The following is a 25,314-nucleotide window of genomic DNA, read 5'->3' on the forward strand; positions in this document are numbered from 1 at the left end:
ACTCGAGTGTTTTTTATTAGTATTAGATTTGTAGTTAATTTGTGTCACTCTCAATTTATTACGATGAAATTTAAATTAAGATTCCTTTTCTTTTATTGTTTTTCAACTTTGATGTATGGGCAAAATCATGCGCAATATGCAGATTCTATTCGTGTTGCACACGCAATTCCAGAATTGAGTTATGCCGTTGTTAATGGCAGTAAAACGTTAGAAATTAATACATCAGGATTGCATTCGATAGGTTTAACAGATGCAGCTTCGTTAAATGACCGATTTCATATTGGTTCGAATACAAAAGCGATGACAGCTTTTATTATTGCAAAATATGTTGAAAAAGGAAAACTGAAATGGACGTCTAAATTTTTTGATTTATTTCCAGATTTAAAGAAAACTTCAAAACCAGAATATTACGATATAACTCTCGAGAAATTATTGTCGCACCAAGCCAAAATTCAGCCTTTTCAGGGAGAAAATGACCCGGCATTTCCTAATTTTACAGGCACTCATCAAGAGAAAAGAAATCAGTTTGGAAAATTTGTACTTACCTTAAATCCTGCAGAAATAGAGGCTGACCACAAATATGTTTATTCTAATGCAGGTTACGCGCTCGCCACAATGATGGTCGAAAAAGTGAGCGGAAAAAGCTGGGAAAAATTGGTTGATGAGGTTTTTAATAAAGATTTGAAACTTGATGTTAAATTGTCATGGCCAGAAAATGTAAAAGCAAAAGATACATGGGGACATTCTTTTGAAAACAATAAATTAAGTCCTGTTCCTTCAAATACAGATTATCATTTAGATTATACAGAACCTGCGGGTGATATTAATATCAAACTTACTGATTATATTAAGTTTGTTCAGCTCAATATTCAGGGGCTTCAAGGTCAGGATAATTATTTAAAAGCAAGTACTTATCGTTTTATTCATAAAGGAATTGAAGGTTATTCTTTGGGTTGGTTTAATAGTTATGAGAACAATCAAGACTTTTCGACGCATTCAGGAACTGCCGGAACTTATTATACTATTGCTTCTATCGACCGTAAAAAGTTTATTGGTTATATCATTTTTACCAATTCTTTTAATGAAGCAACAGTTAATGGGGTGAGATTATTAATGAGAAAATTAAAAAAGGATTACGGAAGCTAAAATGTTTCGTTTCTATAAAAACTTACATGTAATAAAAATGTATTTTTGAGACTTTTAGCGCCATGAATAATTTTATACTTATATTTTTCTTTCTTGCTTTGGGGTTGATTTTACAACATGTAAAACAATTTCCAACCCATATTTATAAGGTTTTAAATAAAATTGTCATTTATTTATGTTTGCCTGCAATTACCTTATATCATATTCCGAAAATAAAATGGAGTAACGAATTACTGTTTCCTATAGGAGCTGGCTGGATTGCTTTTTTATTGGCATTTGTATTTTTTCATTTTTTAGGAAAAAAGTTGGGCTGGTCAAATAAATTAATTGGCTGCTTAATTTTAACCGCAGGTTTAAGTAATTCCTCTTTTCTGGGCTATCCAATTATAGAAGCTTTGTATGGCAAAAAAGGATTAGAAACCGCGATATTGGTAGATCAGCCTGGAACTTTTGTGGTAGTTTCTACTTTGGGTGTTTTTGTAGCTGCATTTTATTCTAAAGGAAGTCCAGATGCATGGAGTATTTGCAAGAAAATAATCTTTTTTCCGCCTTTTATTACTTTTGTTGCAGCCTGTTTATTGAATGTTTTTGAATATGATTTAGAATTAAACGTACAATCTTTTTTGTTGAAAATTGGTAGTTTGGTAACACCGCTTGCTTTGCTTTCGGTAGGATTGCAGCTTACTTTTGATAGACGAAGTCAACATTGGCGATTTCTTCGTCTCGGTCTTTTTTTTAGATTGATTCTCACACCGTTTATTATTATGGTTTTGTATGTATTTGTTTTTAACCAACATTCAGAGCCTATAAAAATAACGATTATGGAAACAGCGATGGCGCCCATGATTACGGGTGCAATTCTAGCTTCGACTTATGGTTTAAAACCAAAATTGAGCAGTATGATGATTGGTTTCGGAATTCCGATTTCGTTTGTAACCCTTGCGTTCTGGTACTTTGTGATGCGCTTTATTTAATTTAAAATAGTAATTAGATAGAGAATGTAGAATTTTAACTTTTTTTTAATTCTTGCATGTTTTCTAAGTGTATTTTTTAGTTAATTTTAGAGGAACTAAAAAATATAAATTATGTCAACATTAAGATTAGGCGATATAGCTCCAGATTTTCATGCAGAAACCACGCAGGGACCAATTAATTTTCATGAATGGTTAGGAGATTCTTGGGGAGTTTTGTTTTCGCATCCAGCAGATTTTACTCCTGTTTGTACGACTGAATTAGGAACTGTAGCGAATTATGTTCCTGAGTTTACAAAAAGAAATACTAAGGTTATTGCTTTGAGTGTAGATGGTTTACAATCGCATTTAGATTGGATTAAAGACATCAACGAAACTCAGAATACTGAAGTTAATTTTCCAATTATTGCTGATGAGGATAAAAAAGTAGCTACTTTGTATGATATGCTTCATCCAAATGCAAGTGATAAATTTACCGTAAGATCTGTTTTTGTAATTGGTGCCGATAAAAAAATCAAATTGACTTTGACTTATCCAGCATCAACAGGAAGAAATTTTGACGAATTGCTTCGTGTCATTGATAGTTTGCAGTTAACAGCAAATTATAGTGTTGCTACGCCGGCAAACTGGAAAGATGGAGAAGATGTAGTAATTGCTCCAGCAATTCCGGACAGTGATATTCCTGCGAAGTTTCCTAAAGGACATACACCTATAAAACCTTATCTGCGTATGACACCGCAGCCAAATAAATAAAAAAGAAAAAGCCACAGATTAAAATTCCTGTGGCTTTCTTTTTTATATAAGTGATTAGTTTTTAAAATGAAACGTGTGTACTTTTTTGCATTAATTCGTTCATTCGTTTTTTATCGCCTACAACCCAGATGATATCGTTTTTTTCTAAAATGATATTCGATTCAGGATTCAAAATTCGATTACCATTTCGTTCGATTCCTACGACAAGTCCGCCAGTTCTTCCTCTAAATTGACCAATACTTTTTTGAATAAAATCTTCGTTTGAAATCTCTAATTGACGAAGTACAATATCTGATTCTTCAGCATTATTAGGAGCTTCAATTTCATTTTTTAGATAAGTAGTAAACTGTGCAATTTGTTCGTCAGTTCCAATAACGCATATCTCATCGCCAGGAAACAATCGTTCATTTTTGGTTGGAATTGGAATTGTAATTTCTCCACGGCGAATAAAAGCGATGTTTATCCCCATGTTTTCTCGAATTCTCAATTCTTCAAGTGTTTTACCTGCAAGGTTTGATTCTTTTCCAATATCAAAAATAGACATGTGACCGTCCCAAGGCATTAGATTAGCATATCTTCTGTCTATTTTTTTATTTTCACGATCGTTTAAGTTCTTTAAAAAGTGATTTTCAATTTTATGATATTGTTCGTTTAGCTTTTTAGGGAAAATTTGATATGCTCCAATCGCAATAATTAGTGCGACAAATGCCACTAAAGGAGAAAAGAAAATATTCAATAAGAACCCTACAAAGAATAATCCAAGGCTCATTCTAATTAATATAAGCATTAAAAGTGCGCCTCGATATTTACGTTCTTCCCATAAAGTTTCTACTTCATCAACTTTTACACGACGCAGAGAAAGCGCCCATAAAAAAGGAGCAATGATTACTAGTGTAATAAGTGCGGCTAAGGTGTTGCCAAAACGAGTGTCAGCAACCAGAGGTGCAACAAATTTTGATGATAATAAAATTATAGCAACTATAATTATGGTATGCAGTATAATTTGAGTTATAGACGCTCGTAGTACAATTTGCCATGTGCTGACTGATTTTATCGCTTGTGCATTGACGCTGTAACGGTTTATGTTTTTAACCCATTTTTTTGGCAGCTTTCGCTCAAGAAGTTCAGAGAAAGGATCTGAATATTTAATTAAAAATGGAGTTGTAAAGGTTGTAACTGCTGATACAGCAACAATAATTGGATACAAGAAATCGCTGGTAACTTTTAATGTCATACCTAGAGTGGCAATAATAAAAGAGAACTCACCAATTTGTGCTAAACTCATACCGGTTTGAACTGATTGTTTAAGCGGTTGACCTGAAAGCAGTGCACCTAATGAGGAGCTAAATGCTTTTCCGAAAATGGTAATAAGTGTAATTAAAGCAACAGGAAGTGCATAAGTAATTAAGGTGTCTGGATTAATTAACATCCCGACTGATACAAAGAAAACGGCTCCAAATAGATCTTTTACAGGCTGAATTAAGTGTTCGATTTTTTCAGCCATCGTAGTTTCGGCAATGATAGAACCCATTATAAAAGCTCCTAATGCAGGCGAGAAGCCAACTTTTGCAGCAAATACAACCATCATTAAACATAATGCCAGTGAAATAATAAGCAACATCTCATCAGTTAAAAGATGTTTGGCTTTTTTTAGAATTGTCGGTATGATAAAGATTCCTCCTAGGAACCAAATGATTAAAAAGAAAACTAGTTTTAGAACTGATTGTAATAATTCGGCACCAGAAACTTGATCGCTGACTGCAATAGTCGATAATAAAACAAGCATTAAAATAGCCACAATATCTTCGACTATTAAGGCTCCAAATACTATTCCAGCGAATTTTTTACCTTTTACACCCAGTTCATCAAAGGCTCTAATGATAATAGTTGTTGATGAGATTGAGAGTGTTGCTCCAAGAAAAACGCTGTCCATTTTTCCCCATCCCATCCATTGTCCTACACAATAACCTATAATGGTCATGAATAAAATCTGGGTTATCGCAGTGATGGAGGAGGTGCCTCCAACTTTCATCAGCTTTTTAAAACTAAATTCGAGTCCTAAACTAAACAGCAAAAAGATAACCCCAATTTCGGCCCATACTTCAACACTTTTCATGTCGGTTATTGAAGGGAAAAAATCAAAGTGATTTCCAGCTAGGAATCCTGCAATCAGGTATCCTAAAACTAGAGGTTGTTTCATTTTTTTAAATAATAAAACAGCGATTCCAGCAGTCATCAGGATTAATCCCAGATCACTGATTAAGGGTTGTAAATGGTGTGTACTTTCGGCAGCGGCGTTTAAGGCAATCATAAAGGGTATTTTTGTTTTTAAGGAGCTTAGTCCGATTTTTTATTTAAGCTGTTTACTTAAATAGCCCTTTTTAGATTGGTTCCTGGCGCTTTCGTATGCCATTCAGCAGTGGTGAAAAAACAATATTTTTTTCGATAAAAGGATTTTTGTTTGAATCTGGATTAACTTCCTGCGTTAAAAAAAAAGCTATCTCGATAAAGATAGCTTTTTTTTAGAAAATATTTTAGGTTTTATTTAAATTCCTACATAATTACTAGGAGTTATCTGCATTAATTCAGCTCGAACTGCATCAGAAACTTCTAAAGTGGCAATGAAATTGTGAATTGCATTTTTATCAATGGCTTCATTTGTTCTTGTTAGTCCTTTTAGCGCTTCATATGGATTTGGATATGCTTCGCGACGTAAAATAGTCTGAATCGCTTCTGCAACAACAGCCCAGTTTTTCTCTAAATCTTCAGCAAATTTATTTTCGTTTAATAATAATTTGTTTAAACCTTTTAGAGTTGCTTCAAAAGCAATGATTGTGTGTCCCATTGGAACTCCAACATTACGTAAAACAGTACTGTCTGTTAAATCACGTTGTAATCTTGAAATAGGTAATTTAGCTGCTAAATGCTCAAAAATTGCGTTTGCAATTCCTAAATTTCCTTCTGAGTTTTCAAAATCAATAGGGTTTACTTTATGCGGCATTGCAGATGAACCAATTTCGCCGGCTTTTATTTTTTGTTTGAAATATTCCATTGAAACATAAGTCCAAATGTCACGGTCTAAATCAATGATGATATTATTGATTCTTTTTAAACCATCAAAGAATGCTGCAAAATGATCGTAGTGCTCAATTTGAGTTGTTGGAAAAGAATGGTGTAAACCTAAATCTGTTTCAACGAATTTATTTCCAAATTGTTTCCAGTCGATTTGCGGGTACGCTACATGATGTGCATTGAAGTTTCCTGTTGCCCCGCCAAATTTAGCTGCAAATGGAATATTAAATAACAAACGCATTTGCTCTTCAAGACGTTCTACAAAAACCAAAATTTCCTTGCCTAAACGAGTAGGAGAGGCTGGTTGTCCGTGCGTACGTGCAAGCATTGGTATGGCTGCCCATTCTACACTTAATTCTTTTAATTTAGAAATTAAAGCAATTAACGATGGCATATAAACCTGCTCAAAAGCTTCTTTTGTAGAAAGCGGAATTGCAGTATTGTTAATATCTTGAGATGTCAGTCCGAAGTGAATAAACTCTTTGTATTTAGATAAACCTAGTTTTTCAAAGGCATCTTTAATAAAGTATTCAACCGCTTTTACATCGTGATTGGTTACTTTCTCAGTTTCTTTAATCCAAAGCGCATCTTCTGTAGAGAAATTTTTGTAAATATCTCTTAAGCTGTCAAATAAACTAGAGTCTATATCTGAAAGCTGAGGCAAAGGCACTTCGCATAAGGCAATGAAATATTCAATTTCAACCAATACGCGATATTTTATCAAAGCTTCTTCTGAGAAAAAAGGTGCTAAATTTTGAGTTTTATTTCTATATCTTCCATCAATTGGCGATATAGCATTCAGTTCGTTTAGAGTAGTCATTGTTATGTTGTTTTTTCGAAAGGTGCAAATATAAGCTATTGTTAAAACTTCTGAAAATTACCGAAGCGTTATTATAGAGGAACTTTTAAATTAAATACTAGTTTTGAAAATTTTATCCCAAATGGTAAAGTAAAAGCCAAAATTATGAGCTTCATTTTTATGATGATCGCCATGAAATTTTGTAGTAGAAATCCATTTTGTCATAAAGTTTTTGTGCCAGAATGCAGGAAATAGATCTTTTTGTAAATGACCAAATATTCCATACATCAAATTTAAAAACAAATAAATGATTAAACTGATGTAATTAAACTCAAAAATAGAAATGAGAATAAGCCATATAAAACCAAAACCTAGAGTTTCTATTGGATGAAGCACAAATAAACTATAAACATTGGTGTTGACGTGGGTATGATGCAGTTTATGAATTGGATAGAACCATTTTAGAGTATGTGCTAGATAGTGAAAGCAAAACATAAAAAAGTCCATCAAAATAATGAGTATAAGAGTATCGATTACAGTTGAAGTTAAAGAAGCCGAAAAATCTATTCGAATGAGTTGCAATTGATACAGTTTAAATCCTAGAGCTGTAATGAAAATATTGCAGATCAAAGTCGAAATAACCCATTTTCTATCCTTTATATTTAGAACAGTGTTTTTAGGTTCAACTATTTTTCCAATTAAAACCGCCATTAGCAGCAGAATGCCATTTTCTATTGTAAAAACGAGTAATTGAGCCAAGAAACCTATTTGCGATAATTGCTGTAAAAGATTTTCTACGATCATGATATTTTTTCCAGTTCGAACAATTTTTTTCTCATTTCTGCCACTCCTTCGGTAGCAGTTTTAGCAATAACTTCAACTTTGTTCTGAATATTAGGAATCGAAATTGGTTTAGGATCAATGTAAAAAACCGGAGTAATGCTGTAGGTATATGAAATTAATCCAGCAGCAGGATATACTTGAAGCGAAGTTCCAATTACGGCCAAATAATCAGCTTCTTCTACAATCGAAATGGCTTCTTCAAGTGCAGGAACTTCTTCGCCAAACCAAACAATATGAGGTCTCAACTGATGACCGTTTTTATCAAGATCACCAGTAAGTAAATCATTGGTCCAGTCTAGAATTAATTCGCGGTTTTTTGTGCTTCTTACTTTTAATAATTCTCCATGCAAATGCAAAACTTTTGAGCTTCCAGCGCGTTCATGCAAATCATCAACATTTTGAGTAACAATATAAACATCAAAATGGTTTTCTAATTCAGCTAAAATCTGATGGCCTAAATTCGGATTCACTTCCTTAAGCTGTTGGCGCCTTTTGTTGTAAAAATCCAATACTAGATCTTGGTTTTTGTGCCAGCCTTCGGGAGTCGCAACTTCCATAACGTCGTGGCCTTCCCATAAACCATCGCTGTCTCGAAAGGTTTTAATACCGCTTTCGGCACTTATTCCAGCACCAGTTAATACTACAATTTTCTTTTTCATATCATTAATTATTTTCGATCTATTTTTTCGCAAAATAGAATTTATCTTTTGGTTTGATTATAAAAATAGTTTTTTCTTATTTTTATACTTTATTTTTATCAGATGAAAAGACTATTTTTGATTGGATTTTTTTTAGTGAGCATTTCTTTTTTTGGACAATCAGTTTCTAAAAATAAAAATTTATTTAGTGAAAATGATGATTTAATGGCATTTTCATTCTTAAAAGAAACTCCATTGGCGGTCCAATTTAAGAAGTATTATAATTCTCCTGCTCCATTTTCAATTTATAATCCGAAACCTGGATTTACTCCAACACAAATTGAAGCAGGAAAATATTACTCTTTGGTAAATACAAGGTTATTACTGAAAAAAGAGATGAGTAATATAAAACCAGAGCCTATTTTTCCTGACGAAAAGGATAATAAAACATTTGGTGAAGCTGTTTTTTATCAAGTTTTAGACGGCATTTTTAGTAAAAAATAGAATAAAACTAATTCGACTATTCTTTAAAATGTATTTTTGCAGCAAATAAAATTATAATGGTTGATTTAGATTACCTCGCTTTTCTTGAAAATATATTAACGGATAATCGTAAAGAAAGATTTCTAAACGTACTTGGAAATCGTACTAAACATTTTACTATTGCTGTCGAAGATGTTTTTCAAATGCATAACACAAGTGCCGTAATGCGCAGCTGTGAAGTTTTTGGAATTCAGGAATTAAATGTTATCGAACAGCGATATGGAAAAAAAATCGATAAGGAAATTGCGATGGGTGCTCAAAAATGGGTAGATATTAATCAGTTTGATTCTGTCAGCAATTGTATTTCTACTTTAAAAAATAAAGGTTATCAAATCATTGCAACTACTCCGCATGAAAATGATTGCTTGCTTGAGGATTTTGATATTACAAAACCAAGTGCCTTATTTTTTGGAACGGAACGAGATGGATTATCTGAAGAAATATTAGAAAAAGCGGATGGTTTCCTTAAAATCCCGATGGTTGGTTTTACGGAAAGCTTGAATATTTCTGTTTCAGCTGCAATCATTATTCAAAACCTAACCAATAGACTGCGAAATTCAGATATTAAGTGGCAGTTATCTGAAGAAGAAATTCTAGAAAAACGTCTTTCGTGGGCAAAAAACTCTATCAAAGATATTAAGAGAATTGAGGCGCGTTATTACGAAGAAAATCCAAGATAAATTTTAAAGAGACTAAGGTTCTAAGTTTTTTATCTTAGTATCTCAGAACCTTAGCATCTCAGAACCTTTTTTACAAAGTATAATTCAAATTAATACTCCATCTGTAATTGGCTTCCATGTTGCCATTTGACAAATGCTGCGTTATTGGAAGCATTGCATTTACACCAATCGAAAATTTATCTTTTCCGGCTTCAATGCCAAATTTTCCAAACAAAATATCTCCTGCCGTATTTGGTAAATCAAGTCCGTGTTGCTTATTAGTTTGGTAAATTTCACCCGCAAGTCCTGCCTGCGGAACAATTTGAAATTTATTTGCATCAAACAAATAGAAAAAAGTACCAGCATAATTAAATTGGTCGCCGTATTGGTAATTTTTACTGTTTTCAGTTTTAAAAATATAGTTTAAAGTAGTGTTTAGACCTAGATTTTTGTGTTTGATTACATATTCTGAAACCAAAGGGAAATCCCAGCTTCCAGTTCCTAATTGAAAACTCTGATTTATAGTTCCTAAATTGTTGGTTTCTTTAAATTGCCCCGTTGGAATCTTAACTCCACCACCAAGATTTAGTTTGTGAGTAAAAACCGTACTGTCTTTTTGAGTTTCATAAACAGTATAAAGTCCCATAATAGTCATATCGCCTAAACCTTCAATACTTTGCGTTCCTGCTGTTAATTGTCTTTCATGAAAATGATATGGAATTAAAGCAGAAACCTGAATTTTCTCTGAAATCGGAATCCTTGCCCAGGCTTGAACAGTATTGAAATTTTCGTCTATCCAAGGCGAATTAGCAAAAATACCGTCACGGCTTGTATAGCTTTGTTTAAAATATCGAAGTCCAACAAAATTGTTATTTAGCATTGAGCTAAAACCCATACTTCCGCCGCTTGCAGAACAACCGCAGGCATCACACTCAAAATCTTCCATAAGAGCTAAACGCTGAAAGGTGAATGTCGAAATACTGTCTTTTACAGTAGAACTAAAGGCTGAAAATCCAACCAAAAAAGTACAAACTATTATTAATTTTTTCATTTTTATTGTTTTTAGGAGCTAATCCCGCTTTTCGTTGCAAGCTTTTTTCAAAATCCGATTTTTCTATAAGTTTATAAAGCTTCCGTTGGTCGCTCTATAAACTCAAGAAAAATAAGGTCTTTCTTCAAAAAGGCTTTCCACTGCAATCGGGGCTGGGTGCCTGTTTTTATTATAGATTTATTTTTTTGTCATTTCGACGGAGGAGAAATCACACTCGTTCGTCGACAAAGATTTGCGCTTTTCTTTACGGATTTTCTAGTGTGATTTCTCCTCCGTCGAAATGACAAACTTTGATGATGTACTTTGTCAAAATTCCGAGAAACGTTTATCTGTTAAATACTGATTATCTGTCAGCGTTTTCAGAAAAGCGATTATTTGTTGTTTTTCAGTTGCAGAAAGCGCAATTCCAAATTTTCCATTCTGTTTTAAAATTGGATCTAAAGTTGGAGAATCTTCAATTCCACTTGCATAATGATCTAAAACACCTTCAAGAGTTCCAAATCTTCCATCATGCATATAGGGACCAGAAACTTCTACATTTCGTAAACTTGGTACTTTAAATTTATAATAATCACTTGCCAGTTCTGTTACTCTATAACGACCAATATCATTAACGGCTGGATTTACTGCTAAACCATTATTTCGAAACGAATTATCAGTTTGTAAATCTGTTGCATGACATGAAGCACATTTTGATTTAAATAAATCATAACCTGCCAATTCATCAGAAGTAAAACTTCCGTCAGATTCATTTCGTCTGTATTTGTCAAATTTTGAATTTGATGAAACCACCATAACCATAAATTGCGAAAGGGCTTTCAGCATATTTTCGGTTGTAATGGCACCATCATCAAAAGCCTGCCCAAATAGTTTTTGGTACTCCTTATCGGCTTTCATCATTTTTAGAATAGCATTCAAATCACCATTCATTTCGATCGCACTTTTAAGCGGAATCAATGGCTGTAAATCTAAATGATCAGCCGCACCGTCGTACATAAAAGTAGTTTGAAATGCTAAATTTTGAATGGATGGTGTATTTCGTGTTCCCTGTGCATTGTCTACGCCATGACTTACAGTATGTCCGTGATGCGTAAAAGCATTTGCTTGAATGTGACAGAAACCGCAGGAAACTACTCCGTCAGATGCTAAACGTCCATCGTAAAATAATTTTTTTCCTAGTTCAAATCCTTTTACTGTTGGCGGATTTAATGCAATATTATAAGCAAGACCTGGAAAGTTTGATGGAACTTTAAATTCTAGCGGCACATTTATATATTCGTCATCTTGATCTGAGCAGCTCCATAGTAATGGAATGATCAGGTAAAGAAAATATTTTATTTTCAACATGATTTTTGGGTTTTAAGAAGCACAAAAGGTGTTTTTTAGCCCTGACAGAAGTGATATCCTTTTACGGCGGTGTTCGCCGTGAAAGATTTAACGGATGGCAGGACGAGTGGTCTGTTAAACAATGACTTTTGTGCTCCTGAAAATAAGTTTAGTCGTTATGTACGTGATCTACTCTAAACATTGCAGAGATGTTTTGTGTAATTAATGGCAAATTAGCACCTCCCATAATCATCGCGCCCATTCCGCCCATGTTGTTGTCTGAAAGTTTGATTTTGTTTTTGCCGTCGATAATTTTCGAAAGATCTGTGATAATGTGCACAGCAGGAGTAATGTTTGTACGAACTAAAGCTTTTGTTGGAAGATCCAGAGTTACTTCAGTATAGTTGTAATCTGTTCCTGTTTTTCCTGTGTGAATCATAAAAGGAGTCGCAGTTGTAACTGTTGGTGAAGTAAATGTGCCTTCTAGAGCTAAAAATTTATATCCAGCAGCCCAAGACCACATCATTCCGGCAGCATCGGCTTGTGCTAAGAAATCACCTTGTCCAGCAGCGCCTAATTTCCATTGTTCTTCATCAACTCCAATTCCAAATTTTACTTTTGTGTAGTCTCCAGCAGGAATATCAGCAAGTTGAAATTGTTGTCCGGCAGCAGTAGACTCATCTGCAATAAAGTAGCTTTTGCTTTTTGGGTAGGTAAAAGTGGTTCCGTCAGCTTTTGTAAAAACAACATTGCTGACAATATATTTTACAAGACTAATTTTTAATACTTCATTGTTAGAAGTTGTGTTTCCTTGAGTGCTTAAAATTAGATCGTTTGCTCCGTATGCGTTGTCAAATTTTAAAGTGATTTTTCCGTTTCCTGTAATCGTTTCGTTGTTATCATCGTTTGAACAAGAAAATAAAGATATAGATAGTGTTACAATAGCTAAAGCTCTGTATAAAGTATTTTTCATTTTATGGGTTTTATATAATTTGATTTTAAATTTGAGATGTGCGTAAGCACGTTTCATTGCTTTTGGGCAATAAAAATGATTTCAATTGTAAAATTGAAAGTAGATTTAAAAAATTATATAAAATAGGATGGCGGACGAAACGAAGTGTTCGAAACCGAAACAGGTTTTTTGTCTAAAACAGAAAAGTTTTGTGTTTTAGTTTTAATTGGCACCACTAATTGGTAAGGTGCTGTAATTGTATTTTGAATGTAAACAATCTCTGTTTTTTCTTTAAGATTGTTTTCCATTTTTTTTTCGTTATCAGCGTATTTTTTTAAGCTTTTTTGAAGCTCGCATCGACCGTTACAGGTATTGAAAACTTGTTTACGCTGTACACAAATGGTTTTTATAATTTCCTCTTGATTCAGTTTGAAATTAGTATAAACAAAGAAATTGCCAAAAGATGGCAGTAAAAGTATACCGGAAAGTAATATGATGAAGATATTCTTCAAGGTTTGATTTCGTTGTTTCGAATGCAAAAATACATTTAATTCGTTTTGGAAAGAACTTATTTTAAATTTTTTCAAAAAAAATATTCAAGAGGTTTAAGCAATTGAAGGTTCTTTTAAATGATAAAGCCTGCAAGTTTTTGAAAACTTGCAGGCTTTAATATGTAATTTGAAATAAAAATTATTCTTTAACAATAACCCAAGCTCCTGAAGCTAAAAGAGTTTCTGCTTTTTTATATTTCATTGTTTCTGTTTTACCAGTTGCAACTTCTTGAATAGTTACATTGTCATTACGATTGATTTTTGGCATCTCTCTAACAATGGTTTCTGTAACTTGACGTTGTTGTGTTTCTCCAGCTTCACGATTAATTTCTTCGCTGTTTACAATTTCGTCTTTGCTTAATTGTAAATTTTCTTTCTGGCGAACTTCTCTTGCTTCGTGAATTTCAGGAACGTTTTGAGCAGGTAAATCTCCTTTAAATAAGAATGAAATAACTTCTTTGTTAACGTTGTCCAACATTCCTCTAAACAAATTGAAAGCTTCTAATTTGTAGATAAGCAATGGATCTTTTTGTTCGTGAACGGCTAATTGAACAGATTGTTTCAATTCGTCCATTTTACGTAAATGTTTTTTCCAAGCCTCATCGACAATCGAAAGTGTGATGTTTTTCTCAAAATCAGCAATTAACTGAGCTCCTTCGCTTTCGTATGCTTTCTTTAAGTCTGTAACAACATTAAGCGTTTTGATTCCGTCAGTAAATGGAACTACGATTCTTTCAAAATGATTATTTGGCTCTTCGTAAACTCCTTTAATAATTGGGAAAGCTTCTCTTGCGCTTCTTTCTGTTTTTTCAGTATAGAAAGCAAGTGCTTCTTTGTATACTTTTCCTGTAATTTCAATATCTGATAATTTTGTAAAATCAGCTTCTGAGATTGGAGAAGTAATTCCGAAGTAACGAATTAAATCAAAATCGAAATTTTTGAAATCGTTTGTTACTTTATTATTACTTACGATTAGTTCGCACGTATCGTAAAGCATATTTGCAATATCCAGTTTTAAACGCTCACCAAACAATGCGTGACGACGACGTTTGTAAACTACTTCACGTTGTGAGTTCATTACGTCATCATATTCTAATAAACGTTTACGAACACCAAAGTTGTTTTCTTCTACTTTTTTCTGAGCGCGCTCAATAGATTTAGTCATCATCGAATGTTGAATAACTTCACCTTCTTGAAGTCCCATTCTGTCCATAACTTTAGCAACTCTTTCAGAACCAAATAAACGCATTAGGTTATCTTCTAGAGAAACATAAAATTGAGAACTTCCTGGATCTCCTTGACGACCAGCACGACCACGTAACTGTCTGTCTACACGACGAGAATCGTGACGTTCTGTACCAACGATTGCTAAACCTCCCGCAGCTTTTACTTCTGGAGATAATTTAATATCGGTACCACGACCAGCCATGTTTGTAGCAATTGTTACAACACCAGCTTTACCAGCTTCTTCAACGATTTGTGCTTCTTGCTTGTGCATTTTAGCATTTAATACGTTGTGTGTAACACCTCTCATTTTCAACATTCGGCTTAACAATTCAGAGATCTCTACAGAAGTTGTTCCAATCAAAACTGGTCTTCCAGCGTTTGATAATTCAGTAACATCTTCGATAACAGCGTTGAATTTCTCTCTTGTTGTTTTGTAGATATAATCTTCTTTGTCTATTCTAGCAATCGGACGGTTGGTTGGAATTTCAACAACATCCAATTTGTAAATCTGCCATAACTCTCCAGCTTCAGTAACTGCTGTACCTGTCATACCACCCAATTTGCTGTACATTCTGAAATAATTCTGTAATGTAACAGTTGCAAAAGTTTGAGTTGCAGCTTCAATTTTTACATTTTCTTTAGCTTCAATCGCTTGGTGTAATCCGTCAGAATAGCGACGACCATCCATAATACGACCTGTTTGCTCATCGACAATCATAATTTTGTTGTCCATGATCACATATTCTACATCTTTTTCGAATAAAGCATATGCTTTTAAAAGTTGTGTAAGAGTATGGATACGCTCGCTTTTTACCCCAAAATCTTGGAATAATCGTTCTTTAGCTTCCGCTTCAGCGTCTTTGTCTAATTTTTGTTTTTCAATTGCAGCGATTTCTGTACCAATGTCTGGTAAAACGAAGAAATCTGCATCAGTATCTCCAGAAAGGTATTTAATACCGTTGTCTGTCAATTCGACTTGATTGTTTTTTTCTTCAATCACAAAGTATAAAGCTTCATCAACTTTATGCATTTCGCGATTGTTATCTTGCATATATTGATTTTCGGTTTTTTGAAGCAATTGTTTGATTCCTTCTTCACTCAAAAATTTAATTAATGCTTTATTTTTAGGTAAACTTCTGTAAGCTCTTAATAATAAGAATCCGCCTTCTTTAGTATTTCCTTCTTTGATTAATTTTTTAGCTTCTGCCAAGAAACCGTTTGCTAATTGACGTTGTTGCGCTACTAGGTTTTCGATTTTCGGTTTCAATTCGTTAAATTCATGACGATCTCCCTGAGGAACTGGTCCTGAAATAATAAGCGGTGTTCTAGCATCATCAATTAATACAGAATCGACCTCGTCGACAATCGCATAATTGTGTTTTCTTTGAACTAAATCGCTAGGCGAGTGCGCCATGTTATCTCTTAAGTAGTCAAAACCAAATTCGTTGTTGGTTCCGTAAGTGATATCGGCATCGTATGCTTTTTTTCTTTGTTCAGTACTTGGCTGGTGATTATCGATACAATCAACAGTTAAACCATGAAATTCGAATAAAGGCGCTTTCCATGTGCTGTCACGTTTTGCTAAGTAGTCATTCACAGTTACCAAGTGAACTCCGTTTCCTGTCAAAGCATTTAAGTATAAAGGAAGTGTTGCTACCAAAGTTTTACCTTCACCTGTTTGCATTTCGGCAACTTTACCTTCATGCAAAACCATTCCTCCAATTAACTGAACATCATAATGAATCATGTCCCAAGTAATTTCTTTACCAGCAGCATTCCATTTGTTAGCCCAAGTAGCTTTGTCACCTTCAATAGTAACATACGTTTTTGAAGCCGAAAATTCTCTGTCTTTTGGAGTAGCAGTAACTTCAATAAATGAATTGTCTTTAAAACGACGTGCTGTTTCCTTAACTACAGAAAATGCTTCTGGAAGAATTTCTAATAAAGTTTTTTCAGAAATTTCATAAGCTTCTTTTTCAAGACTGTCTATCGCATCATAAAGATCTTCTCTTTTGTCGATGTCTTCGATGTTTTCAACTTCAGCTTTAAGCGAAGCAATTTTAGCATCTTTATCTGCTCTGGCTTCTTTAATTCTATCTTTAAAATATACAGTTCTAGCTCTTAGGTCATCATGAGATAAAGCCATTAAGCTGGTTTCGAATGTTTTAATTTTGTTTAAATAAGGTTGTAAAGCTTTGACATCTTTTTGAGATTTATCACCTACAAAGACCTTGATGATGCTGTTTATGAAACTCATAATTTATTAGTATTTCTTTATTATATGTTGTGTATTTGAACCAAAAAAAAAGCCTCGGTGATGAGACTTTTTCCTTTGGTTTATTTTTTAATATTCATCCTCATTCCAAAGATAATCTTCGTCTGTTGGATAATCAGGCCAAATTTCTTCCATTGATTCATATATCTCGCCTTCATCTTCGATTGATTGAAGGTTCTCTACTACTTCTAATGGAGCACCAGCTCTAATAGCGTAGTCAATAAGTTCGTCTTTGTTAGCAGGCCATGGCGCATCACTTAAATAAGATGCTAATTCTAATGTCCAATACATCTGTTATCTGTTTAGTTTGTGCAAAAATAAATTTTTTACTGAAAAAGACAAGTAAATTTTGATTTATTTTAATAAAATTTAAGAACGTCTTCTAAATTACAGATTTTAGATTGTTGATTTTAGATTAATACATTGAAAAAAATCTAAAAACGAAGCTCTAAAATCTAAATTTTTACTTGCGAGGAATCCATTTCACTTCCTCCACTTTTAAGTCTGAGGACAACTTTCGTGCCAAGACAAAAAGGTAGTCAGAAAGTCGGTTTAAGTACTTGATTGCTACTTCAGGAACGTGTTCATTATGGCTTAAATGCACTGCCAAACGTTCTGCTCTGCGGCAAATGCAGCGTGCTATATGACAATGTGACACGGTGGGATGTCCGCCTGGTAAAACAAAATGAGTCATCGGCGGTAAACTTTCCTCCATTTTGTCAATTTCGTTTTCAAGTAATTCAATATCAGAATCAATAATGCCTAAGTTTTTCAAACGAAGTTCGCCGTTTTTTAAAACCTCTTTTTCTTGTGGTGTTGCTAATATTGCTCCAACGGTAAATAAGCGATCTTGAATTTCTATTAGAATAGTTTTATAATGAGAATCCATTTCTTGATCGCGAATTAATCCAATGTAAGAATTTAATTCATCAACAGTTCCGTAACTGTCAATCCTGATATGATCTTTAGGAACTCTCGTGCCTCCAAAAAGAGCCGTAGTTCCTTTGTCGCCTGTTTTTGTATATACTTTCATTTTTTTTTAAGATACTAAGGTTCTGAGGTGCTAAGATGCTAAGTTTTTCTTTTCCGGTTAAACTATTTCGTGGTGTCACTTTCGATTAATCCATCTCTTAAACGAATAACGCGATGCGCATAAGCCGCAATATCTTCTTCGTGAGTTACCAGAATTACGGTATTTCCTTGTGCATGAATATCACCAAAAAGCTTCATAATTTCTACCGAAGTTTTACTGTCTAAGTTTCCCGTTGGCTCATCGGCCAAAATAATAGATGGTTTGTTAACCAATGCTCTCGCAATGGCAACACGCTGGCGTTGTCCTCCCGAAAGCTGATTAGGCTGGTGATCCATTCTATCTGCTAGATTAACCTGCGTTAGTACTTCGACTGCTCTCGCATTACGTTCTGATTTTGAATGTCCAGCATAAATCATTGGCAATGCAACATTGTCTAGGGCAGTTGTTCTTGGTAAAAGATTAAAGGTTTGAAATACGAAACCAATTTCTTTGTTTCTAATTCCTGCCAATTCATCATCTTTCATCTGGCTGACATCTTTTCCGTTTAAAATGTATCGCCCAGAAGTTGGAGTATCTAAACAACCTAATAAATTCATTAAAGTTGATTTTCCAGATCCCGAAGGCCCCATTAATGCAACATATTCTCCTTTGTTGATTTCTAAATTAATTCCTTTTAAAACATATACAATTTCATTACCTAGAACAAAATTTCGTTTTATGTCGGTTATTTTAATTAATGGATTTGCCATTTCGTTTTACAATTTTTGGATTTAAAAGTACAAAACACTTTTCAATAAACGATAAGTAGTTTTAAATTGAATTATGTTACAAAATGAAGTTTTTTATATTGATTTACGTTTTTGTGCTTGTTTGGATAATATAAAATTAGAATCGAAAATGCTGTTATACCATTTTGAGTTGTTTTTATGTAATTATCATGTTTTTTAAGTTTTACTGAATTATATTGTGTTTAACGCTGTAAAAGTGATAATTGTGTAATAAAACGCTTAGGGTTATAACTATATTTGTTATGTAATCTTAAATAATCAGAATTATGAAAAATATACAATTAGTGTCAGGAATTGCATTTATTGCATTAATTTTTACTTCGTGTAAAGATGAGAAACAAGAAAAGGCTCAAAAAACAATAGATTCTTATGTGGCTTATGTCGATTCAGTTAAAAATGTAACCGCTGATGATTTGAAAGAAAATTGGAAAGGTGTAGAAACTGAATATGATAAAAGAGCAGAAGAAGCACAATTGGCTTTGGCAGATATTAAAGACAATACCGCGGCAACGGAGAAAATAAACACGAGTAAAGTTAAATATGAAGAGTTTAGAAATGAAATGGCTGTCCTTTTTGCCCCAAGTCCAAGCCCAAAACAACAATTACGAAATACCTTATTTGGTGAAGGCAAGATTGGTGATGATATGAATTTTGATTGGGTAAATGCTAAAAACATTCATAGTGTTTACCAGCAATTTGTTCATACAGTTGAGAATAATAAAGATAAGTATTCAAGAGAAGACTGGGATGAAGTTAAACTTATGTATGAGGCACTTGACAGCCGTAAAAATACAGTTGAAAAAGAAGGTCTTACTGCTGAAGATAACAGAAAAATCGCTGGTTTAAAACTTAAGTTTGCACCAATGTATACAGTAAACAGAATAGGAGCGAAGTCTGAAGAAACGGCAGCAGCTAAAAAATAATCTTCAAGTTTTTATTGAAACAAAAAAGACGATCATTTCTGATCGTCTTTTTTGTTATGCTCTAATTATAAAATGCTCTTTTTCTTGTTCGTATCTAAAAAATACAAATCCCCATTGAAAGGTATCGATAGTAACTTTTACTTTTGGGTGATTTTTTATGATTTCCCAAGTTTCCTCCATTTCTGGAGACCAATGAATATCATCAAAAATCCAAACTGAATTGTTGTTGATTGTTGGTAATAAACTTTCAAAATAGGCTAAAGTTGCTTTTTTAGAATGATTACCGTCAAAGTAAATTAGATCGTATGTTTTAGATTTTAGATTTTCAGAAACTAAAAAAGATTCAAATTCTACAATTATGTTTTCGACGTTTTTGCAATCAAATTTTTCCAGTTGATTTTTTGCAATATTTCCAGTTTGTGGGCATCCTTCAATAGTAGTAACTTTTGCGTTTGTGTTTCCAAGAGCTAGGGCAGAAGTTGCTAAACCTAATGAAGTTCCTATTTCAAGAATGTTATTTGGCTTGAAATAATTGGTTACTCTAAATAATAGTTCAGCACGTTTTGGAGAAATTCCAGCCGTCAATGCAATTTTAGAAATTTGTCTCTTATCTGATTTAAAGACTTTTGAACCTGCGCCAAAATCAGTTACTTCGATGAAATTTTTGTTTTCAAGAAGTAATTTTCTGTATTTTTTTAGAATTTTATATTCTGGTTTAGGCTTCTTATCATAGAAACATTTTGTCAGCAGACTAAAAACGAAAGGGGAGTGAACACCATGTTCGTTTTTAGAATTCCAAAGAAATTTTAGATAAGATTGTATTTGAAAAAGCATTCTTATAATATTTCGTTTTTCAGGCGAATTAATTTACGGTAATCAGTTTAATTTCAAATATTAAAACAGAACCTCCTGGAATGCCAGAAACAGAATAACTGCCGTATCCTAAATGTGCTGGAACAAACAAAATACCACTTCCGCCTTCTTTAAAAAAGGGTAATCCTTGCTGCCATCCTAAAATTAATTTGCTTAATGGGAAAGTTGCGCCCGAAGCATTTTGATCAAAAACTTTTCCATTGGTAAGAGAACCTTTGTAGGTAACAGTAATAGATGATTGTGTAATGGGTTGTTTGCCGGTTCCTTCTTCAGTAATGATATAATGTAAACCAGTGTCTGTTTTTTTTGCTGTTAAATTGTTTTTAACTAGATAATCTGTGATTTCTTTTTCGTTTTCAACGCTGTAATCTATTTTTTCAGGAATTTTTTCTAATCCAGAATCACTTGAACAAGAGATAAAAAAGGTAAGAATTGAAAAAGCAACTAATAATTTTTTCATGTGGTATTTGTTTTTAAAGATCGTAAATATATAAAATTAGGCTTTAGTCTGTGTTTTAGTTGAAAAAATGATTTTTTTTGAAAACAAAAATCTATAACTGAAATATTAACTTTCAAGTTTAGCCGAAAGTTCAAACCAGCGTTCTTCTTTTTTATCTATTTTGTTTATGATGCTTTGCAGTTCGTTTGCTTTTTTCTCAATATCGGCGTCGGCAACTTTTCCGTCAGAGAATAATTGCTCGATTTTAGTTTTTTCGATTTCTAAATCTTTAATTTCTCTTTCTATTTTTTGATATTCTTTTTGCTCGTTGAAACTTAAATTTCCAGTAGGATTGTTTTGTTTCCAGTCTTTCTTTTCGGCTTTGTTTTCTTCTTTTTGAGCCACATCGGCACTGTCTTCATAAGCACGGAAATCAGAATAGTTTCCAGGGAAATTCTCGATTTCTCCATTTCCTCTAAAAACAAATAAATGATCGACAATTTTATCCATAAAATAACGGTCGTGCGAAACTACTAATAGACATCCTGGATAGTCTAAAAGGAAACTTTCAAGAACGTTTAGCGTTACAATATCTAAATCGTTTGTTGGCTCATCTAGAATTAAAAAGTTTGGATTCTGAATTAAAACCGTACATAAATACAAACGTTTTAATTCTCCACCGCTTAATTTTTCGACATAATCGTATTGTTTTTTGGCATCAAAAAGAAAACGCTCTAACAATTGCGAAGCCGAAATGATTTTTCCTTTTGCAAGCGGAATATATTCTCCGTACTCTTTTATAATATCAATTACACGCTGACCCGGTTTTGGATTAATTCCGGATTGTGTATAATATCCAATTTTAATAGTATCTCCTTTTACAACCCTGCCGCTGTCTGGCGGAATTGTTCCTGTAAGAAGATTTAAGAAAGTAGATTTTCCTGTTCCGTTTTTACCAATAATTCCAATTCTTTCACCACGCTGAAAATCAAAACTAAAGTTGTCTAGAATAACACGGTCTTTGAATTTTTTAGAAAGTTTATGAAGCTCGATAATTTTGCTTCCCATTCTTTCCATGTTAATTTCAAGCTCAACTTTGTTTTCTTTACGTCGGCTTTGTGCTTTTTCTTTAATTACATAAAAATCGTCCTGACGTGATTTAGATTTAGTTGTTCTCGCTTTTGGCTGGCGGCGCATCCATTCTAATTCTTTTACAAAAAGATTTTTTGCTTTGTCAATACTAGAATTTTCAGAAGTAATTCGCTCTTCTTTTTTCTCTAAATAATACGAGTAATTTCCTTTGTATTGATACAATTTACCATTGTCTAATTCGATAATTTCGTTACAAACACGCTCCAAAAAGAAACGGTCGTGCGTTACCATAAACAAGGTGATATTTTCTTTAGCAAAATAACTTTCAAGCCATTCGATCATTTCAAGATCTAAATGGTTGGTTGGCTCATCTAGAATCAATAAATCAGGGCGATTGATTAATATGATGGCCAATGAAAGACGTTTTTTTTGCCCTCCAGAAAGATTTTTTACTTTAAGTTTAAAATCCTCAAGTTTTAACTTGAATAAAATTTGTTTGTACTGCGTTTCAAAATCCCAAGCATTATGCTGATCCATTCCGTCAAAAGCTTTTTGGTACGCTTCTTCGTCATTTGGGTTTTCTAGTGCTTTTTCGTATGCTTCAATTATTTTAAGCGTTTCATTGTCTGAAGCGAAAATACTTTCTTCAATCGTAAGTTCATCCTGCAAATTATTGTCCTGCGACAGAAAAGCCATTCTGATTCCTTTTCTTAAAACAACTTGCCCGGTATCTGGTTCGTCTAAACCATTAATGATACTCATAATAGTTGTTTTTCCAGAACCATTTTTGGCAATAAAAGCGATTTTTTGATCTTTATTGATTCCAAAAGAAATGTTGTCAAAAAGGACTCTTTCGCCAAATGACTTTGATATATTTTCTACAGATAAGTAATTCACTTTTGTAATTATAAGTTATAAAATATGAGTTATGAATGTTTTGAAAAACATAACTTTCTGCAAAAGTAAACTATTATCTTGCATTTGCGAATTATTTATGGAGATACGATCCTAGAAGAGGACTCAAATCAAAGTAATGTATTTGCTGCGGATTATTTAAGATGGGTTTGCGAACCAAAGATTCATTTGTAATAAAATAATGAAGTCCGTCTTTTGTGGTAATTCCTTCAATTTGATGAAATAGGAGTTTTAGATGTATTCGACGTTTATTTCCTGATAAAAAATCTCCATTTTTAAAATCATACAATAAATAGAGAAAAGGCTTTCCTGTTTTTGAGTAACCGCACAAAACAATTGCTTTTTTGTTTTCAAGAAAAACGGCACCCGTAACTAAACCTTTTGTGTTAATTGTGCTTTTAAATTGTGCAATATGATTTCCAGCGTGATTTGGTAAAACGTAAATACTCGTTTTTGAAGATTTCCATTGCTTGGTAAACAGATAAATACTGTCCTTTGAAACTATAAAAGCTTCGCAGTCAAATTTGGTTGTGTTTGGCTTCTTTGCAGAAAAATCAGTTTGATCAGAATACTTGAATGAAATTGTTTCAATAATTGGATTCTCATTCAAAAATGATGTTTTGTTTATTTTTAGAATTTTTAAGTCAGTTCGATTTCCGCTTGCATTATTTCCGCAATCGCCAATATAAATATGTGTGCTGTCTTGTGATATTTCTTCCCAATCATTATTTACAGCGTGCTCAAGAATAATTTTCCGTCTAATATTCCCAATAGAGTCCAATCCGTAAATAGTTTTATCATGATCGTCATTATGTGTCCATAATAAGTTGTCGAATGCAATTAGTCCTGAAGTTTCTTTCACAGAGTCACTTAATTTGATTGAATATACAGGTTTTACTTTTATGTTTTTATAGAGACAGCTTCCGTCATTTTGAGTTGCTTTTGGATTGTAGTTTTTCGAAAGAGGATCTGTACAGCCAGAAACCTGCGAATAAGCTGAAGTGAAAATTATAAGGAAAAAGAAAATTACTTTTTTCATTTACAAATAGGCATTAATAAAAACAAAAGTACGGTATTAAGAGATTAACATGAAAAAGGCTTTTTTGTTGCATTTTGATTTTTGAAGTTCATTTTAGATATTATTTTAAGATAGATTCTTTTTAAAATATTTATTAGAAATAAAAACGAGATCTCGTCTATTATTTTAAATTTGTTATTGCCAAAAACAAAGTAATTTATGAAAATTAAAGAAAATTTATACAATCAAAGGATTATATCAATAGATGCTTTACGTGGAATTACCATTTTTGTAATGATATTTGTAAATGAATTGGCAAGTATAAAAGAAGTCCCGCAATGGCTTAGGCATATGCCTGCAGATGCAGATGCGATGACTTTTGTTGATGTAGTTTTTCCTGCTTTTTTGTTTATTGTAGGTATGTCAATTCCATTTGCTTTCAATGCCAGATTGCTTAAAGGAGACAGTCCTAAAGTAATTTGGATTCATACTTTAAAAAGAGCTTTGGCTCTAATCATTATTGGTGTTTTTATGGTTAATGCCGAATATGGTTTTGATGCTTCAAAAATGATTATTTCTCCGGTGCTTTGGGCGCTTTTAGCCTATGCAATGCCAATTCCTATTTGGAATAAATACCCTAAAGATTTCCCAATTTGGTTAAAAAACAGTCTTCACTACGGCGGAATGCTCGTTCTGGTTATTCTTTATTTTTTATATGTGCGAGATACCGGCGAAATTGGAATAACGCCTAAATGGTGGGGAATTCTAGGATTAATTGGCTGGGCGTATCTTTTTTCGGTAATTTACTATTGGCTTGTTTCAGGACGATTATGGGCGATGATTGCATTTTTGTTTGTTTGTGTAATTGCAAATTCAATAAATCTAAGTGCTGATCTTCCGCTGTCAAATCTGCCTTGGTTTAAATTTATTGCTGGACATTTAACGCACGCTGCATTAGTGAGTGCAGGAGTAATAATCTCGTTATTGTTTTTTGACAGGAAAACACAGCAAAAAATTAACTGGCCGGTAATTGCTTTTGCCGTTTTGTTTTTTGCAATCGGGTACTTTTTGCGCCCTTATTTTGGAATTTCAAAAATAAAAGGAACGCCGTCTTGGACCATGTTTTCTGCTGGAATTTGTACCGTGCTGTTTTACTTTTTGTATTGGTTAATGGAAGTTAAGAAACAAACAAAATGGAGTGCGTTTTTTATGCCAGCCGCAGCAAACCCTTTATTAATTTACATTCTTCCCGGAGTAATTTACTATTTCTGCAAAGCTTTGGGATTTCATATTATTCCAGGTTATTTTAGAGTAGGAGTTCCGGGAATAATTTGGTCACTAGTATTTTCTACAATTATGCTTTTTGTTATGAAAGTATGTAATAAGTATAAAATTCAACTTCATTTATAGTAAGTCAAACAAGAGAT

General features: G+C 33.2%; 23 protein-coding genes. 7 read left to right on the top strand and 16 right to left on the bottom strand.

Translation table 11 applies throughout. The features are described from left to right. Positions 1-63 precede the first annotated feature (63 nt). The 3 genes from BOW55_RS03090 (at position 64) to BOW55_RS03100 (ending at position 2,870) form a co-directional block, all read left to right on the top strand. The gene (locus BOW55_RS03090; protein ID WP_129022929.1) at positions 64-1,146 is read left to right on the top strand and encodes a serine hydrolase; all 1,083 of its coding nucleotides are present in this window, start codon (positions 64-66) and stop codon (positions 1,144-1,146) included. Between the two features lie 62 nt (positions 1,147-1,208). Beyond that, positions 1,209-2,120 carry an AEC family transporter gene (locus tag BOW55_RS03095; RefSeq protein ID WP_129022930.1) on the top strand — a complete coding sequence of 304 codons (912 nt, stop codon included), beginning with the start codon at positions 1,209-1,211 and terminating at the stop codon, positions 2,118-2,120. A gap of 111 nt (positions 2,121-2,231) precedes the next feature. Continuing rightward, positions 2,232-2,870, top strand: a complete 639-nt coding sequence (locus tag BOW55_RS03100; protein ID WP_089052906.1) for a peroxiredoxin — start codon at positions 2,232-2,234, stop codon at positions 2,868-2,870. A 61-nt stretch (positions 2,871-2,931) separates the two neighbouring features. Here the strand turns inward: BOW55_RS03100 and BOW55_RS03105 are convergent, their stop codons facing one another. The 4 genes from BOW55_RS03105 to BOW55_RS03120 form a co-directional block, all read right to left on the bottom strand. Next, positions 2,932-5,181 (bottom strand): cation:proton antiporter, encoded by a 2,250-nt coding sequence (locus BOW55_RS03105; RefSeq protein WP_129022931.1) that lies wholly within the window; start codon positions 5,179-5,181, stop codon positions 2,932-2,934. 234 nt (positions 5,182-5,415) lie between these two features. Then, entirely contained in the window at positions 5,416-6,762 is a 1,347-nt protein-coding gene (purB, locus tag BOW55_RS03110; RefSeq protein ID WP_129022932.1) for an adenylosuccinate lyase, read from the bottom strand. Between the two features lie 90 nt (positions 6,763-6,852). Continuing rightward, complete coding sequence (locus tag BOW55_RS03115; RefSeq protein WP_129022933.1) at positions 6,853-7,545, bottom strand: sterol desaturase family protein; 693 nt, start codon at positions 7,543-7,545, stop codon at positions 6,853-6,855. Further along, complete coding sequence (locus BOW55_RS03120; RefSeq protein ID WP_129022934.1) at positions 7,542-8,243, bottom strand: NAD-dependent deacylase; 702 nt, start codon at positions 8,241-8,243, stop codon at positions 7,542-7,544. The genes BOW55_RS03115 and BOW55_RS03120 overlap by 4 nt, the downstream gene beginning before the upstream one ends. A 102-nt stretch (positions 8,244-8,345) precedes the next feature. On the opposite strand from BOW55_RS03120, the gene BOW55_RS03125 reads away from it, so the two are divergent. Together BOW55_RS03125 and BOW55_RS03130 are read left to right on the top strand one after the other, a co-directional pair. Then, positions 8,346-8,726, top strand: a complete 381-nt coding sequence (locus BOW55_RS03125) for a hypothetical protein (RefSeq protein ID WP_129022935.1) — start codon at positions 8,346-8,348, stop codon at positions 8,724-8,726. Between the two features lie 56 nt (positions 8,727-8,782). Further along, a complete protein-coding gene (locus tag BOW55_RS03130; RefSeq protein ID WP_129022936.1) occupies positions 8,783-9,445 on the top strand; it encodes an RNA methyltransferase in 663 nt (220 codons plus the stop codon). 70 nt (positions 9,446-9,515) lie between these two features. Here the strand turns inward: BOW55_RS03130 and BOW55_RS03135 are convergent, their stop codons facing one another. The 8 genes from BOW55_RS03135 to BOW55_RS03170 all read right to left on the bottom strand — a co-directional run bounded on the left by BOW55_RS03135 (position 9,516) and on the right by BOW55_RS03170 (position 18,588). Then, positions 9,516-10,475: a transporter gene (locus BOW55_RS03135; protein WP_129022937.1), complete on the bottom strand. Its 960-nt coding sequence runs from the start codon at positions 10,473-10,475 to the stop codon at positions 9,516-9,518. Positions 10,476-10,781: 306 nt separating this feature from the next. After that, positions 10,782-11,822 carry a cytochrome-c peroxidase gene (locus BOW55_RS03140; RefSeq protein ID WP_129022938.1) on the bottom strand — a complete coding sequence of 347 codons (1,041 nt, stop codon included), beginning with the start codon at positions 11,820-11,822 and terminating at the stop codon, positions 10,782-10,784. Positions 11,823-11,970: 148 nt separating this feature from the next. Beyond that, complete coding sequence (locus BOW55_RS03145; RefSeq protein ID WP_129022939.1) at positions 11,971-12,774, bottom strand: MbnP family protein; 804 nt, start codon at positions 12,772-12,774, stop codon at positions 11,971-11,973. A 113-nt stretch (positions 12,775-12,887) separates the two neighbouring features. After that, on the bottom strand, positions 12,888-13,340 hold the full coding sequence (locus tag BOW55_RS03150) for a hypothetical protein (protein ID WP_241686456.1): 453 nt from the start codon (positions 13,338-13,340) through the stop codon (positions 12,888-12,890). A 103-nt stretch (positions 13,341-13,443) separates the two neighbouring features. Then, entirely contained in the window at positions 13,444-16,788 is a 3,345-nt protein-coding gene (gene secA, locus BOW55_RS03155; protein ID WP_129022940.1) for a preprotein translocase subunit SecA, read from the bottom strand. 87 nt (positions 16,789-16,875) lie between these two features. Next, a complete protein-coding gene (locus tag BOW55_RS03160) occupies positions 16,876-17,097 on the bottom strand; it encodes a DUF2795 domain-containing protein (RefSeq protein WP_007138072.1) in 222 nt (73 codons plus the stop codon). A gap of 172 nt (positions 17,098-17,269) precedes the next feature. Further along, positions 17,270-17,839, bottom strand: a complete 570-nt coding sequence (locus tag BOW55_RS03165; protein ID WP_129022941.1) for a cob(I)yrinic acid a,c-diamide adenosyltransferase — start codon at positions 17,837-17,839, stop codon at positions 17,270-17,272. Positions 17,840-17,901: 62 nt separating this feature from the next. Beyond that, positions 17,902-18,588, bottom strand: coding sequence for an ABC transporter ATP-binding protein (locus BOW55_RS03170; RefSeq protein WP_089056257.1), 687 nt, complete (start codon positions 18,586-18,588; stop codon positions 17,902-17,904). Between the two features lie 305 nt (positions 18,589-18,893). Here BOW55_RS03170 and BOW55_RS03175 point away from each other — a divergent pair, with 305 nt between their 5' ends. Then, complete coding sequence (locus tag BOW55_RS03175) at positions 18,894-19,550, top strand: DUF6565 domain-containing protein (protein WP_129022942.1); 657 nt, start codon at positions 18,894-18,896, stop codon at positions 19,548-19,550. A gap of 54 nt (positions 19,551-19,604) precedes the next feature. Here BOW55_RS03175 and BOW55_RS03180 read toward each other — a convergent pair whose 3' ends face one another. From BOW55_RS03180 to BOW55_RS03195, 4 genes are all read right to left on the bottom strand, one after another. Further along, entirely contained in the window at positions 19,605-20,384 is a 780-nt protein-coding gene (locus BOW55_RS03180) for an O-methyltransferase (protein ID WP_129022943.1), read from the bottom strand. Positions 20,385-20,412: 28 nt separating this feature from the next. Next, the gene (locus tag BOW55_RS03185) at positions 20,413-20,883 is read right to left on the bottom strand and encodes an FKBP-type peptidyl-prolyl cis-trans isomerase (RefSeq protein ID WP_129022944.1); all 471 of its coding nucleotides are present in this window, start codon (positions 20,881-20,883) and stop codon (positions 20,413-20,415) included. Between the two features lie 105 nt (positions 20,884-20,988). Continuing rightward, complete coding sequence (locus BOW55_RS03190) at positions 20,989-22,851, bottom strand: ABC-F family ATP-binding cassette domain-containing protein (protein ID WP_129022945.1); 1,863 nt, start codon at positions 22,849-22,851, stop codon at positions 20,989-20,991. A gap of 91 nt (positions 22,852-22,942) precedes the next feature. Further along, positions 22,943-23,908: a T9SS C-terminal target domain-containing protein gene (locus BOW55_RS03195; protein WP_129022946.1), complete on the bottom strand. Its 966-nt coding sequence runs from the start codon at positions 23,906-23,908 to the stop codon at positions 22,943-22,945. Positions 23,909-24,106: 198 nt separating this feature from the next. On the opposite strand from BOW55_RS03195, the gene BOW55_RS03200 reads away from it, so the two are divergent. Next, positions 24,107-25,297 carry a DUF5009 domain-containing protein gene (locus BOW55_RS03200; protein ID WP_129022947.1) on the top strand — a complete coding sequence of 397 codons (1,191 nt, stop codon included), beginning with the start codon at positions 24,107-24,109 and terminating at the stop codon, positions 25,295-25,297. Positions 25,298-25,314: the final 17 nt, after the last annotated feature.

The sequence above is a fragment of the Flavobacterium sp. YO12 genome, from assembly GCF_004119495.1.
In the GTDB taxonomy this organism is placed as follows: Bacteria; Bacteroidota; Bacteroidia; order Flavobacteriales; family Flavobacteriaceae; genus Flavobacterium.

Bases quoted from the DNA above. Each gene is read 5' to 3' on its own strand.
- BOW55_RS03090 (WP_129022929.1), top strand. From the start codon at position 64: ATGAAATTTAAATTAAGATTCCTTTTCTTTTATTGTTTTTCAACTTTG.
- BOW55_RS03095 (WP_129022930.1), top strand. From the start codon at position 1,209: ATGAATAATTTTATACTTATATTTTTCTTTCTTGCTTTGGGGTTGATT.
- BOW55_RS03100 (WP_089052906.1), top strand. From the start codon at position 2,232: ATGTCAACATTAAGATTAGGCGATATAGCTCCAGATTTTCATGCAGAA.
- BOW55_RS03105 (WP_129022931.1), bottom strand. From the start codon at position 5,181: ATGATTGCCTTAAACGCCGCTGCCGAAAGTACACACCATTTACAACCC.
- purB (WP_129022932.1), bottom strand. From the start codon at position 6,762: ATGACTACTCTAAACGAACTGAATGCTATATCGCCAATTGATGGAAGA.
- BOW55_RS03115 (WP_129022933.1), bottom strand. From the start codon at position 7,545: ATGATCGTAGAAAATCTTTTACAGCAATTATCGCAAATAGGTTTCTTG.
- BOW55_RS03120 (WP_129022934.1), bottom strand. From the start codon at position 8,243: ATGAAAAAGAAAATTGTAGTATTAACTGGTGCTGGAATAAGTGCCGAA.
- BOW55_RS03125 (WP_129022935.1), top strand. From the start codon at position 8,346: ATGAAAAGACTATTTTTGATTGGATTTTTTTTAGTGAGCATTTCTTTT.
- BOW55_RS03130 (WP_129022936.1), top strand. From the start codon at position 8,783: ATGGTTGATTTAGATTACCTCGCTTTTCTTGAAAATATATTAACGGAT.
- BOW55_RS03135 (WP_129022937.1), bottom strand. From the start codon at position 10,475: ATGAAAAAATTAATAATAGTTTGTACTTTTTTGGTTGGATTTTCAGCC.
- BOW55_RS03140 (WP_129022938.1), bottom strand. From the start codon at position 11,822: ATGTTGAAAATAAAATATTTTCTTTACCTGATCATTCCATTACTATGG.
- BOW55_RS03145 (WP_129022939.1), bottom strand. From the start codon at position 12,774: ATGAAAAATACTTTATACAGAGCTTTAGCTATTGTAACACTATCTATA.
- secA (WP_129022940.1), bottom strand. From the start codon at position 16,788: ATGAGTTTCATAAACAGCATCATCAAGGTCTTTGTAGGTGATAAATCT.
- BOW55_RS03160 (WP_007138072.1), bottom strand. From the start codon at position 17,097: ATGTATTGGACATTAGAATTAGCATCTTATTTAAGTGATGCGCCATGG.
- BOW55_RS03165 (WP_129022941.1), bottom strand. From the start codon at position 17,839: ATGAAAGTATATACAAAAACAGGCGACAAAGGAACTACGGCTCTTTTT.
- BOW55_RS03170 (WP_089056257.1), bottom strand. From the start codon at position 18,588: ATGGCAAATCCATTAATTAAAATAACCGACATAAAACGAAATTTTGTT.
- BOW55_RS03175 (WP_129022942.1), top strand. From the start codon at position 18,894: ATGAAAAATATACAATTAGTGTCAGGAATTGCATTTATTGCATTAATT.
- BOW55_RS03180 (WP_129022943.1), bottom strand. From the start codon at position 20,384: ATGCTTTTTCAAATACAATCTTATCTAAAATTTCTTTGGAATTCTAAA.
- BOW55_RS03185 (WP_129022944.1), bottom strand. From the start codon at position 20,883: ATGAAAAAATTATTAGTTGCTTTTTCAATTCTTACCTTTTTTATCTCT.
- BOW55_RS03195 (WP_129022946.1), bottom strand. From the start codon at position 23,908: ATGAAAAAAGTAATTTTCTTTTTCCTTATAATTTTCACTTCAGCTTAT.
- BOW55_RS03200 (WP_129022947.1), top strand. From the start codon at position 24,107: ATGAAAATTAAAGAAAATTTATACAATCAAAGGATTATATCAATAGAT.